We start from the raw sequence: 13,427 nt of genomic DNA, 5'->3' as shown, positions 1-13,427 counted from the left end.
TTCTTAAATCCGCTTTTCTTTGCGTTTTCCGCTTTTTCGGCTTGTCATCATTTGACACCGTAACAACTCTGATATTAAGTCGTTTAGTGTCATTTCACCCGTTTTTCGAGGTTATTCCAGAGATTTTTTGTAACTTTGCAGCGCTTTAATGCTCTGAAAACTTATGAAAACCGACTTTCTGGTTATCGGTTCCGGCGCGGCAGGTCTCTGCTTTGCACTGAAGGCCGCCTCCCACGGGCACGTCACCCTTGTGACCAAGGGCGAAATGAACGAATGCAACACCAACTACGCACAGGGCGGTATCTGCTCGGTGACCTACGCTCCCGACACCTTCGAGAAGCACATCGAGGACACGCTCGTCTGCGGCGCCGGCAAATGCGACCGGAAAGCGGTCGAGCTGGTCGTTCGCCGCGCCCCCGAGCTCATCGCCGACCTCATCGCCTGGGGCACGCGCTTCGACAAGACCCCCGACGGCCGCTTTGAACTCAACCGCGAGGGCGGACACTCCGAGCACCGCATCCTCCACCACGAGGACCTCACGGGTGCCGAAATCGAGCGCGCCCTCATCGAGGAGGTGCGCCGCCACCCCAACATCACCGTACTGGAGCACCACTTCGCCATCGACCTGCTGACGCAGCACCATCTGGGCGAGTTCGTCACCCGCCACACGCGCGGCCTGGCCTGCTTCGGCGCCTACGTGCTCAACCTCGACACGAACGAAATCGAAACCATGCTTGCCAAGGTGACCGTCGTGGCGACGGGCGGCTGCGGCAACATCTACTCCTCGACCTCGAACCCCGTCGTGGCGACGGGCGACGGCATCGCCATGTGCCACCGCGCCAAGGCCATCACCGAGAACATGGAGTTCATCCAGTTCCACCCCACGACGCTCTACCACCCCGGCGAGAAGCCCAACTTCCTCATCACGGAGGCCATGCGCGGCTTCGGCGCCATCCTGCGGCTGCAGAACGGCGAGGAGTTCATGGACAAATACCACCCCATGAAGTCGCTCGCGCCGCGTGACGTGACGGCCCGCGCCATCTACCGCGAGATGACCAAGCGGGGCGAGGACTTCGTCTACCTCGACGTGACGCACAAGGACCCCGAATCGGTCAAGAGCCACTTCCCCAACATCTACGAGAAGTGCCTTTCGATTGGCATCGACATCACGCGCCAGTGGATTCCCGTCACCCCGGCAGCGCACTACTGCTGCGGCGGCGTGAAGGTCGACACCAACGGCGAGACCTCCATCAAGCGGCTCTACGCGCTGGGCGAGACCTCATGCACGGGGCTGCACGGTGCGAACCGTCTGGCCTCCAACTCGCTCATCGAGGCGCTGGTCTACGCCGACCAGGCCGCCCGCCACGCCTCGGAGCAGCTCGAGCACACCGACTTTCAGGAGGGAATTCCCGACTGGGACTTCGAGGGGACGCAGCACACCGAGGAGATGCTCATGCTCATCCAGTCGAAGCGCGAGGTGCAGCAGATTATGTCCAACTACGTGGGCATCGTACGCTCGAACCTCTCGCTCAAGCGCGCCATGCGCCGGCTCGAGATTCTCTACGAGGAGACCGAGGAGCTCTACAACAAGACGAAGCCCAACCGCGAGCTGTGCGAGCTGCGCAACATGATTGCCGTGGCCTACCTGGTCATCAAGCAGGGCCGCGAAATCAAGGAGTCGGTGGGCTGCCACTACAACATGGACTACCCGAAGGCCTGAGGCCCGGGGGCTGTACGCTCCGCAGGCGCGGCAGCGGCGGCATGAAGAGCCCTTCTCACCGCCCCTCGGGGGCGGTGAGCGCATTGCCCGGGAGCCGCTTCCCGGGCAATACGTTGCGGACCCGGAGCCTCCCCGCCCGGACCATCCGTGAGGAGAGGGAGGGGCGAGCATCCGGCCGGGAAATCGGACCGGAGGAAGGAGAACCGGGAAGACCGGGAAGGACCGGGAAGAACTGAGAAGGACCAGAGAAACCGGAGGAACCGGAAAAGATAGCCGGAGACGGCCGGGAGGTTTGCCCCCAAGACGGCCGGGAAATGGCCGGAAAACCGGACCGGAAGACGACCGGGAGAGAACCGGGAGACCCGGAAAGCGGCAACAACGGTGCGGCGAGAGACGACAGCGCCGCCACAACAACGACACGACAACGAACGCATGACCTTACAGGAAGAGATTACACGCCGGCGCACCTTCGCCGTCATCGCACACCCCGACGCGGGTAAAACGACCCTTACGGAGAAACTGCTCCTCTTCGGCGGCGCCATCCATGTGGCGGGAGCCGTCAAGAGCAACAAAATCAAGAAGGGAGCCACCTCGGACTTCATGGAAATCGAGCGCCAGCGCGGCATCTCGGTGGCCACCTCGGTGATGGGCTTCGAATACGAGGGGTGCAAAATCAACATCCTCGACACGCCGGGCCACGAGGACTTCGCCGAGGATACCTACCGCACGCTGACGGCCGTCGACTCGGTCATCATCGTCATCGACGGCGCCAAGGGCGTCGAGGCCCAGACGCGCAAGCTGATGGAGGTCTGCCGCATGCGCTCGACGCCGGTCATCGTCTTCGTCAACAAGCTCGACCGCCCCTCGAAGGAGCCCTTCGACCTGCTCGACGAGGTGGAGAAGGAGCTCCACATCCGCGTCCGGCCGCTGGCCTTCCCCATCTCCAACGGCCCCACCTTCAAGGGGGTCTACAACCTCTACGAGAAGCACCTCTCGCTCTTCACCTCCGACGAGAAGCTGACGGCCGACGCCTCGACGGTCGAAATCTCGGACCTGAACTCCGCGGAGCTCGACGCCCGCGTGGGGAAGCAGTATGCCGACCAGCTGCGCTCGGATGTCGAGCTCGTCGAGGGAGTCTACGACCCGTTCGACCGCGAGGCCTACCTGCGCGGCGAGCTGGCGCCCGTCTTCTTCGGCTCGGCGGTCAACAACTTCGGCGTGCGCGAGCTGCTCGAGTGCTTCATCCGCATCGCCCCCTCGCCCCGTCCGGCCCCGACCCAGACGCGCATGGTCGAGCCCTCGGAGCCGCGGATGACGGGCTTCGTCTTCAAGATTCACGCCAACATGGACCCCAACCACCGCGACCGAATCGCCTTCCTGAAAATCTGTTCGGGCATCTTCGAGCGCAACAAGAACTACCTCCACGTGCGCAGCGGCAAGCAGCTCAAGTTCTCGTCGCCGACGGCCTTCATGGCCGAGAAGAAGTCGGTCATCGACGTCGCTTACCCGGGCGACATCGTGGGTCTGCACGATACGGGCAACTTCAAAATCGGCGACACCTTCACCGAGGGCGAGAAGCTCAAGTTCACGGGCATCCCCTCCTTCGCTCCCGAGCAGTTCCGCTACATCGAGAATGCCGACCCGATGAAGTTCAAGCAGCTGGCCAAGGGCATCGACCAGCTGATGGACGAGGGCGTGGCGCAGCTCTTCACCTCGTCGCTCAACGGCCGCAAAATCATCGGCACGGTGGGCGCCCTGCAGTTCGAGGTGATTCAGTACCGCCTCGAGCACGAATACAACGCCTCGTGCCGATGGGAGCCGATTTCCATCTACAAGGCGTGCTGGATTGAGAGCGACAACGCCGAGCAGCTGGCCGACTTCAAGCGCCGCAAGCATACCAACATGGCTGTCGACAAGCACGGCCGCGACGTCTTCCTGGCCGACACGAGCTATGCGCTGGCGCTCGCCCAGGAGAACTTCAAGGATATCCGTTTCCACTTTACGTCGGAGTTCTGACCGTCCCCGGAACCCCGATTCACCCTTAACCGCACCTAACAAAACTCCGGAGTACCACCCCCTGCCCGGAAAGCATCGTTGTCCCCATGAAGAACAACCGATTCTCTCCGCAGGAAACCGCCCGCCGCAAAAGGGCCGAAGAGAAGACCGCGCAGGAGATGAGCCGCAACCGGCTCATCCAGCTCTTCTGCCTGCTCTTCTTCCTCAAGTTCCTTCTGTTCGACCTGCTGTGGTGTCTCGACACCACCTTCTCGTCGTTCTCCTATCCGATTGCCTACCTGAGCAAGAGCATCCTTGCGCTACTGCTCACCCTGCCGCTCGTGCTGCGGGCGCCCCGCTGGGTCGAGGCGGTCGTCGCGCTGGCCACGGACCTCTTTCTGGTGGCCAATCTGCTCTATTTCCGCACCTACTACACCGCCATTCCGCTCGAATCCTACGCACTGGCGGGCAACCTCAGGGACTTCACCGCAAGCGTCACCGAGTCGCTGCGGTGGCCCGACCTGCTCTTCCCGCTCTCGACCGCCGCGGCGCTCCTCGCCGCGCGCCGGATGCCGCAGCCGCGGCTCCCGCGGCGGGGGCTTGTGCGCTACGCCAACGCCCTGCTGCTGAGCTCGCTGCTCACGGCGGCGCTCCTGGTCGGCAAGGGGGGCTTCCGCCGCAGCTACGAGGCGATGCTCGTCCACAGGCAGCTGAGCGCGACGACCACCTACTCGCTCTTCGGCACGCTGCTCTACGAGGCGCTGCGCGAGCGGGTGGAGTTCACCCCCGAGCTGGCCGGGGAGGTCGAACGCTAGCTCGCCGCCGGGCGCCCGGCAGCCGATGCTGAAGAGGCCGCAGAGGGGCTGTCGGCAGGCGGAGGCAGCGCGATCGGCGAGTTGACGACAGTCAGAGGACACAGCATGGCCGACGCGCTGTCGACCGGCAGCGATGGCGAAGAGGCCGACGCGCTGTCGACCGGCAGCGATGGCGAAGAGGCCGATGCACCGCGCACCGGCGCGCTCGCTGACGCACCGCACGCCGCGCAGCCCGGCACAGACTCCAGCATAGGCCCCGATGCCCATTCCCCCGCACCTGCCGTCACACGCCCCAGCGCACACCCCGCCACTCGGCCGAAAACACTCCCGGGCGACCGGCGCCGGGTGGTGGTCATCTTTGTCGAGTCGCTCGAGAGCTGGGTGCTCGAGCGGAGCGTCGAGGGGCAGGAGCTCACCCCCGGCCTCAACCGGCTGCTGCACGAGGAGCGGACGCTCTACGCCCCGCAGGTGGTGACGCAGGTCAAGGGGGGCCGCTCCATCGACGCACAGCTGCTCGTCACGGCCGGCCTGCTCCCCCTCGAGAACGGCTGCTGGAGCGCCCGGTGCCCCCATACGGCCTACCCCTCGCTGGTCAAGGCCTTCCGGCAGCGCCACCCCGGCGCCCGCGCCCTGCTCTTCACCCCCGACAAGGAGATTGTCTGGAACCAGATGATTGTCGCCCGCGAGTTCGGCTTCGATTCGCTCCTCTCGCACAAGCACTTCCGCAACGACCGGACCACCGGAACGGGCTCCCGGCGGAGGCTCTGCGACGGGGCCTTCTTCGACCAGTGCCTCGAGAAGCTCGCCGAGCCGCAGATGCTGCCCGACACGGCGGGGGCCTGCTACCTGCAGTTCGTCACCTACTCGAGCCACCACCCCTTCGTCATCCCCGAGGAGCTGCACCGCATCCGCCTGCGGCAGGAGATGCCCCGGCGGCTGCGCGACTACCTCACGGCGGTCAACTACGTCGACCACTCCCTCGGGGAGTTCATCGCGGCGCTGCGGCGCAATCCGCGCCTCTCCGATGCGATGATTGTCATCACGGGAGACCACGAGGGGCTCGCCTCGGAGCGCCCGGCCCTGGCCTCCAGTGCGGCGGGACGGGGACTGGTCAGCGAGGGGCGCTTCACGCCGCTCATCGTGGTCAACGCCCCCGCAGCGATGCGCTGCACCGACACGGTGGGGCAAATCGACATCTACCCCACGCTGCTCGACCTGCTGGGGCTCGACGACTACCACTGGCACGGGCTGGGACGCAGCCTGCTGCGTGCCGATGCGCCGCGGGCGGCCGTCGACCCGCGTCTCGAACGGGTGGGGGCGGCCGTTGACAGCACGACGGAACAACACCTGAGGCAGGCCTGGAGCCTCTCCGACCGAATCATCCGCAGCGACTACTTCCGCCACACGGGACGGGAGTAGCCGCCTGCGGCGGGCCGCCCCGTTTTCGCTGCCGCCAGGGTCCGGACGCCTCCGCAGCCACACCCGGCCTTTCCGACACGCACCGTCGTTTCTCTCCATCCGTAAGCCTCACCCCGCACCCTCCAAGAGACGCCGCCGTTCCTTCCACGGCCTCCGTCCCCGCCCCATCCGGAACCGCAGCCGCCCCATCCGGGAACCGCAGCCGCACCCTCCGAGGTTCGCGTCCGCACCTTCCGGGACCCGCGGCCCCCTCCAGAGGCCTTCGTCCCCGACCCCTCCGGAGCCCGCGGCCGTCCTCTCCCCCCCTCTCACCCCTCTCTCCGCCGTACACGGGGACAAAAAAATTCCCGGAGCATATCGCTCCGGGAATCTCTCTATCGAATCACACCCCTTGCAGGATGCAACCGCTCTGCTTAGTCAACCTTCGGGCCGGCTGCAACCAGCGACTTGCCCTCTTCGTTGCCGGTGAACTTGGTGAAGTTCTTCACGAAGCGGTTGGCCAGGTCAACGGCCTTCGTATTCCACTCGGCAGCATCCTTGTAGGTGTCGCGCGGGTCGAGAATAGCCGAATCAACACCCGGCAGCTCGGTCGGAATCGTGAAGTTGAAAATCGGCAGCTGCTTGGTCGGAGCCTTGTCAATCGAGCCGTCGAGGATGGCGTCGATGATGCCACGCGTATCCTTAATCGAGATACGCTTGCCCGTACCGTTCCAGCCCGTGTTCACGAGGTATGCCGTGGCACCCGACTGCTGCATGCGCTTTACCAGCTCCTGACCGTACTTGGTGGGGTGCAGCGAGAGGAATGCGGCACCGAAGCATGCCGAGAAGGTCGGCGTCGGCTCGGTGATGCCGCGCTCCGTACCGGCCAGCTTGGCCGTGAAGCCCGACAGGAAGTAGTACTTCGTCTGCTCGGGGGTCAGAATCGAAACCGGGGGCAGTACGCCGAAGGCGTCGGCCGAGAGGAAGATGACCTTCTTGGCAGCGGGAGCCTTCGATACCGGCTTTACGATGTTCTCGATGTGGAAAATCGGGTACGATACGCGGGTGTTCTCCGTTACCGACTTGTCGGCGAAGTCGATGGCGCCCTTCTTGTCAACCGTAACGTTCTCCAGCAGGGCGTTGCGGCGGATGGCGTTCCAGATGTCGGGCTCGTTCTCCTTCGAGAGGTTGATGACCTTGGCATAGCAGCCGCCCTCGAAGTTGAATACGCCGTCGTCGTCCCATCCGTGCTCGTCGTCACCGATGAGCTGACGCTTCGGGTCGGTCGAAAGCGTGGTCTTGCCGGTACCCGACAGACCGAAGAAGATGGCCGTCTCGCCCTTCTCGTTGGTGTTGGCCGAGCAGTGCATCGAAGCGATGCCCTTGAGCGGCAGCAGGTAGTTCATGTAGGAGAACATACCCTTCTTCATCTCGCCGCCGTACCAGGTGTTGATAATCACCTGCATCTTCTCGGTGAGGTTGAAGACAACGGCCGTCTCCGAGTTCAGACCCAGCTTCTTGAAGTTCTTCACCTTGGCCTTCGAGGCGTTGAGTACCACGAAGTCGGGCTCGCCGTACTTCTCCAGCTCGGCGTCCGTCGGACGGATGAACATGTTCTTCACGAAGTGTGCCTGCCAGGCAACCTCCATGATGAAGCGAATCTTCAGGCGCGTGTTCTCGTTGGCACCGCAGAAGGTATCAACCACGTAGAGCTTCTTGCCCGAGAGCTCCTTCGAGGCAATCTTCTTGAGCTCCTTCCAGGCAGCCTTCGTTACGGGCTTGTTGTCGTTCTTATACTCGTCGGAAGTCCACCAGATGGTATCCTTGGTGGTCTCGTCCATTACGAAGAACTTGTCCTTGGGCGAACGGCCGGTATAGACACCCGTCATCACGTTCACGGCGCCCATGTCGGTCAGCTGACCCTTCTCGTAGCCGCGAAGGCCCTTCTTCGTCTCCTCACGGAACAGCTCGTCGTAGGAGGGATTGTACACGATTTCCGTCACACCGGTAATCCCGTACTTCTTCAAATCCATTTTGTCCATAACTAAACTTATTTAATAAAACCTCAAATCCTTTGTCCGGTGGTCGTCAGCGCATTGCGGCGCCGGGCCCGGTCGTCGCCCCGCGCCCCGGCGGGCAGCGGCCCGCAGCACGGAGTTCGACGGCACAAAGGTATAAAAACTTTTAGGAATGTGAAAAAAACTTGAGTTCAACTTATAAATGCAACTTTTTGGGTGCGGATAATAAGCAATAAAAACATTTATTTTTCAGAGAGGAAAGAGAGACAATGTCCCCCTTTCTCTCACTCTGAATGGATAAAGTTTGCTNTTCGACGACGACTGCCTGCGAATGATGAGCCGCCGCCACACGGCCCGCCAGGCGCTGGAGGCGCTGCATGAGGCACGGCGCGCGGGGTTCCGCAATCTGACAGCCGACCTCATCTTCGGCATCCCGGGCTTCGGCGAGGAGCCGCTCCGCCGCAGCCTCGCGCAGCTGCTCGAGGCGGGCGTCGAGCACGTCTCGGCCTACCACCTCACCATCGAGCCCGGCACGGCCTTCGGCCGCCGCGAGGCGCGCGGCGCGCTGCACGCCGTCGACGAGGAGCAGAGCGTGCGCGAATTCCTGCTCATCCACGAGACGCTGACCCGGGCCGGATTCGAACACTACGAGGTCTCGAACTTCGCCCGCCCCGGCTTCCGCGCCCGCCACAACAGCGCCTACTGGAGCGGCGACCCCTATCTGGGCATCGGCCCCGCGGCCCACTCCTACGACGGCGCCGTGCGCCGCTGGAACCCATCCTCGGTCGAGGGCTACCTGGCCGGCGAGGAGGGCGGCAGCGAGCGGCTCACCGAACGCGACCGTTACAACGAATATGTGATGACGGCACTGCGCACGGCCGAGGGCATCGACCTCGAACGGCTCGCCGCACGTTTCGGTCCGCACCGCCTCGAAAGCGTGCGGCGCACGGCCGAACGGTTCATCCGCGCCGGAGAGCTCGCCGAGCAGAGGGGAAGGCTCGCAATACCCCCCGAACGGTTCCTCGTCTCGGACGATGTCATCGAGCATTTCTTCGAAACGTAACTCCGCAACGCAACCAAATGTAACTTAAAGCATAAGGCCACGCAGGGCACATGACTTTAAGTTATTTTTTTAGTTGTTTTATATAAATATAAGTGTTACCTTTGCGGTCGGGATTTTTCCATCCCTGCTTGAAACCAAAATTTCAGACTAACGAATCATACCATGAGCAACGCGAAAACAACTCCCGACTACCTGTTCGAGGTAAGCTGGGAGGTATGCAACAAGGTGGGCGGCATCCACACCGTCATCTCCACCAAAGCCTTGACCGCAACCCGCAAGTTCGGTGACCACTATATCCTCATCGGTCCCGATTTCCAGCACGAGGGAACGAACCCCGAATTCGAGGAGGACCTCGAGCTGCTGAAGTCGTGGCGCCAGAGCGTCTACAGCGAGGGACTGCGCATCCGCGTCGGCCGCTGGAAGGTCCAGGGCAGTCCGCTGGTCATCCTCGTCGACTTCACCTCGCTCATCCCCAAGAAGGACGACATCCTCAAGCACCTCTGGGAGACCTACCACGTCGACTCCATCTCGGGTCAGTGGGACTACATCGAGCCGGTGCTCTTCGGCTACGCCGCGGGCATCGTCATCGCCTCCTACACCAAGAACTTCTGCACGGCCACCGAGAAGGTCGTGGCCCACTTCCACGAGTGGATGACCGCCGCCGCCGGCCTCTACCTGCGCCAGGCCACCCCCTACATCGCCACCGTCTTCACCACCCACGCCACGGTCACCGGCCGCTGCATCGCCGGCAACGGACTCTCGCTCTACAGCGAGCTGACGAAGTTCAACGCCGACAGCCTGGCCCGCCAGTTCAACGTCGTGGCCAAACACTCGATTGAGAAGATGGCCGCCACGTACCACGACGTCTTCCTGACCGTGAGCGACATCACGGCCAACGAGTGCAAGTACCTGCTGGGCCGCGAGGTCGACGGCGTGACGCCCAACGGCTTCGAGAACGACTTCGTATGGAGCGGCGCCGAGTACGACACCAAGCGCGCCGAGGCCCGCAAGGCGATGATTACGGTAGCGGAGGCCTGCCTGGGCGAGAAGTTCGCCTCGGACCCGCTCATCGTCGGCACCAGCGGCCGCTACGAGTTCCGCAACAAGGGGCTCGACGTCTTCATCGAGTCGCTCAAGCAGCTGGCCTCGTCGGACCGTCTCCAGCGCGAGGTGCTCGCCTACATCACCGTGCCGGCCGGCAACCGCGGCCCGCGCCGTGACCTGCAGGCCCATCTGGCCGACCCCTCGAAACCCATCGACGGCAGCCAGTACAAGTACTCGACCCACTACCTCGAGAACCAGACGTGGGACCCCATCGTCAACGCCATCAACGGCAGCGTGCTGACCACGGCCGGCTCGAAGGTCAAGGTCATATTCGTCCCCACGTACCTCAACCAGAACGACGGCATCTTCAACAAGAACTACTACGAGCTGCTCGTGGGCATGGATGTCACGGTATTCCCCTCCTACTACGAGCCGTGGGGCTACACGCCGCTCGAGTCGGTGGCCTTCTCCGTGCCGACCATCACCACGACGCTGGCCGGCTTCGGACTGTGGGTCGCCTCGCACAAGGAGCACGACGGCGTGGAGATTATCCGCCGCGACGACTTCAACGCCCGCGAGGTCGAGGGCAAAATCGCCGACGCCCTCATCCGCTTCAGCGAGCTCCCGGAGGAGCGCGTCAGGGAGGTGCGCGCCTCGGCCGGCGAAACGGCCAAGACGGCGCTCTGGGAGCACCTCTACGCAGCCTATGAGCGCGCCTATGCCGAGGCGGTGGAGAGCTCCGTGGAGCGCACCAACCGCACCGTGCCCACCGACGGCGGCAGCAAGACCGAGCAAATCAACTTCGTCCGCCAGCAGCTCTTCGTCGAGAAGCCCAACTGGAACCGCATGATGGTCGACAAGACGCTGCCCAAACGACTGCGCGCCCTCGAGGAGCTCTCGCGCAACCTCTGGTGGTGCTGGAATCCCGGCGCCCGCGACCTCTTCGAGGAGATTGACCCCGTGCTCTGGAACGAGTGCCAGCGCAACCCCATCGCCTTCCTCGACAAGCTGAGCGTCGAGCGGCTCAACAAGCTGGAGAAGGACCCCGAATTCCTCGCTCACCTCGATACGGTATACGCCCAGTTCCAGGCCTACATGGCCGAGAAGCCCGCTCCGGGCGCCACGAGCATCTCCTACTTCTCGATGGAGTACGGACTCCACTCGTCGCTGAAAATCTACTCGGGCGGTCTGGGCATCCTGGCCGGCGACTACCTGAAGGAGGCCTCGGACAAGAATGTCCCGATGACGGCCGTGGGCCTGCTCTACCGCTACGGATACTTCACGCAGCGCCTCTCGGCCCAGGGTGCGCAGGAGGCCACCTACGAGGCCCAGAACTTCTACAAGCTGCCCATCTCGCCCGTGCGTGACGAGAGCGGCGGCTGGGTCACGGTGACCATCGCCTTCCCGGGCCGTACGCTCTCGGCCCGCGTCTGGAAGTGCCAGGTGGGCCGCACGGACCTCTACCTGCTCGATACGGACTATGAGGCCAACCTCGAGGAGGACCGCCAGATTACCTACTACCTCTACGGCGGCGACTGGGAGAACCGCCTCAAGCAGGAGATTCTGCTCGGCATCGGCGGTATCCGCGCCCTGCGCAAGCTGGGCATCAAGAACGATGTCTACCACTGCAACGAGGGCCACGCCGCCTTCATCGGCATCGAGCGCATCCGCGACCTGGTGAACCACAAGAAGCTCAGCTTCTCGGAGGCCCTCGAGGTCATCCGCTCCTCGTCGCTCTTCACCACCCACACCCCCGTGCCGGCCGGCCACGACGCCTTCCCCGAGTCGATGATTCGCCAGTACATGGCCCACTACCCCGACGTGCTGGGCATTACGTGGGAGCAGTACATCAACCTGGGCAAGACCAACCCCAACGACCCCAACGAGAAGTTCTCGATGTCGGTGCTGGCCTGCAACCTCTCGCAGGAGGTCAACGGCGTATCGTGGCTCCACGGCGAGGTCTCGAAGGAGATTCTGGGCAGCATGTGGCCCGGCTACTTCAAGAACGAGCTCCACATCGGCTACGTCACCAACGGCGTGCACTTCCCGACGTGGATTGCCTCGAGCCTGCGCCGCCTCTACGCCCGCTACTTCCCCGAGGGCTTCGAGAACCACGACTACGACATCCCGGCCTGGCAGAAGGTCCACGAGATTCCCGACCGTGAGCTGTGGGAGGAGCGCATGTTCCTCAAGAACAAGCTCATCACCCACATCCGCAAGCGCTACAGCGACCCCTCGCAGGTGCGGCTTGAATCGCCGCGCCAGATGCTTCAGGTCATCGAGGGCATCAAGCCCGAGGTGCTGACCATCGGCTTCGCACGCCGCTTCGCCACCTACAAGCGCGCCTACCTGCTCTTCACGAACCTCGACCGTCTGTCGGCCATCGTCAACAACAAGGAGCGCCCCGTGCAGTTCATCTTCGCCGGCAAGGCCCACCCCAACGACAAGCCGGGTCAGGACCTCATCAAGCGCATCGTCGAGGTGGCTGCCATGCCTCAGTTCGTGGGCAAGATTATCTTCCTGCAGAACTACGACATGGAGCTCGCCCGCCGCATGGTCCAGGGCGTCGACGTATGGCTCAACACCCCGACGCGTCCGCTCGAGGCCTCGGGTACGTCGGGCGAAAAGTGCGTGATGAACGGCGTGATGCAGTTCTCGGTGCTCGACGGCTGGTGGGTCGAGGGCTACCGCGAGGATGCCGGATGGGCTCTGCCCATGGAGCGCACCTTCGCCGACCAGCACTATCAGGACGAGCTCGACGCCGAGATGATTTACAACACCATCGAGGAGCAGATTGCCCCGAAGTACTACAAGCGCAACAGCGAGGGCATCCCCTACGAGTGGGTCGCCTCCATCAAGAAGTGCGTGGCCGACATCGCCTCGAACTTCACCACCAACCGCATGCTCAAGGACTACGAGGAGCGCTTCTACAACAAGCTGGCCGCCCGCAAGCATGAGATTGTGGCCGACGGCTACCGCCTGGCGCGTGAAATCGCCGCCTGGAAGCGCAAGGTTTCGGCCGCATGGGACCGCGTGCGCGTCGTCGAGTCGCAGCGTCTGAAGATGGACAAGGAGGCGGTCTTTGTAGGCGAGAAGTACCACTTCGAGCTGAAGGTCGACGTGGCGGGCCTCAACCCGGGCGACATCGGCGCCGAGCTGGTCATCGCACGGCAGATTGTCGGCGGACAGAGCGTCAACGTGCTGCGGACGATTCCCTTCACGCAGACGGCCGTCGAGAACGGACTGGTCACCTACACGCTCGACTACACCCCCAGCGAGACCGGTACGTACGACTTCGCGCTGCGCGTCTTCCCGCAGAATCCGCACCTGCCCCACCGCATGGACTTCGCGCTGGTGAAGTGGGCCTGAGGCGG

Annotated in this window: 7 protein-coding genes; 6 read left to right on the top strand and 1 reads right to left on the bottom strand. The window is 63.4% G+C overall.

From position 1 onward, the window contains the following. Positions 1 to 163 precede the first annotated feature (163 nt). From nadB to C8267_RS10060, 4 genes are all read left to right on the top strand, one after another. Complete coding sequence (gene nadB, locus C8267_RS10075; RefSeq protein ID WP_087362044.1) at positions 164 to 1,720, top strand: L-aspartate oxidase; 1,557 nt, start codon at positions 164 to 166, stop codon at positions 1,718 to 1,720. A 432-nt stretch (positions 1,721 to 2,152) separates the two neighbouring features. Further along, positions 2,153 to 3,736 carry a peptide chain release factor 3 gene (locus tag C8267_RS10070; RefSeq protein ID WP_087362045.1) on the top strand — a complete coding sequence of 528 codons (1,584 nt, stop codon included), beginning with the start codon at positions 2,153 to 2,155 and terminating at the stop codon, positions 3,734 to 3,736. 86 nt (positions 3,737 to 3,822) lie between these two features. Then, positions 3,823 to 4,530, top strand: a complete 708-nt coding sequence (locus C8267_RS10065; RefSeq protein ID WP_106634519.1) for a hypothetical protein — start codon at positions 3,823 to 3,825, stop codon at positions 4,528 to 4,530. An 81-nt stretch (positions 4,531 to 4,611) separates the two neighbouring features. Then, positions 4,612 to 5,949 (top strand): LTA synthase family protein, encoded by a 1,338-nt coding sequence (locus C8267_RS10060; protein WP_158699772.1) that lies wholly within the window; start codon positions 4,612 to 4,614, stop codon positions 5,947 to 5,949. Positions 5,950 to 6,362: 413 nt separating this feature from the next. Here C8267_RS10060 and pckA read toward each other — a convergent pair whose 3' ends face one another. After that, the gene (pckA, locus tag C8267_RS10055; protein ID WP_087362047.1) at positions 6,363 to 7,970 is read right to left on the bottom strand and encodes a phosphoenolpyruvate carboxykinase (ATP); all 1,608 of its coding nucleotides are present in this window, start codon (positions 7,968 to 7,970) and stop codon (positions 6,363 to 6,365) included. A 280-nt stretch (positions 7,971 to 8,250) separates the two neighbouring features. Between pckA and C8267_RS10050 the strand changes: the two genes are divergently transcribed. Next, the gene (locus tag C8267_RS10050) at positions 8,251 to 9,009 is read left to right on the top strand and encodes a coproporphyrinogen-III oxidase family protein (RefSeq protein WP_317046030.1); all 759 of its coding nucleotides are present in this window, start codon (positions 8,251 to 8,253) and stop codon (positions 9,007 to 9,009) included. Between the two features lie 162 nt (positions 9,010 to 9,171). After that, on the top strand, positions 9,172 to 13,422 hold the full coding sequence (gene glgP / locus C8267_RS10045; RefSeq protein WP_087362049.1) for an alpha-glucan family phosphorylase: 4,251 nt from the start codon (positions 9,172 to 9,174) through the stop codon (positions 13,420 to 13,422). Positions 13,423 to 13,427 lie beyond the last annotated feature (5 nt).

The sequence above is a fragment of the Alistipes sp. Marseille-P5061 genome, assembly GCF_900290115.1.
Classification (GTDB): Bacteria; Bacteroidota; Bacteroidia; order Bacteroidales; family Rikenellaceae; genus Alistipes; species Alistipes excrementigallinarum.
This window is presented reverse-complemented; position numbering and strand designations above follow the sequence as displayed.

Bases quoted from the DNA above. Each gene is read 5' to 3' on its own strand.
- nadB (WP_087362044.1), top strand. From the start codon at position 164: ATGAAAACCGACTTTCTGGTTATCGGTTCCGGCGCGGCAGGTCTCTGC.
- C8267_RS10070 (WP_087362045.1), top strand. From the start codon at position 2,153: ATGACCTTACAGGAAGAGATTACACGCCGGCGCACCTTCGCCGTCATC.
- C8267_RS10065 (WP_106634519.1), top strand. From the start codon at position 3,823: ATGAAGAACAACCGATTCTCTCCGCAGGAAACCGCCCGCCGCAAAAGG.
- pckA (WP_087362047.1), bottom strand. From the start codon at position 7,970: ATGGACAAAATGGATTTGAAGAAGTACGGGATTACCGGTGTGACGGAA.
- glgP (WP_087362049.1), top strand. From the start codon at position 9,172: ATGAGCAACGCGAAAACAACTCCCGACTACCTGTTCGAGGTAAGCTGG.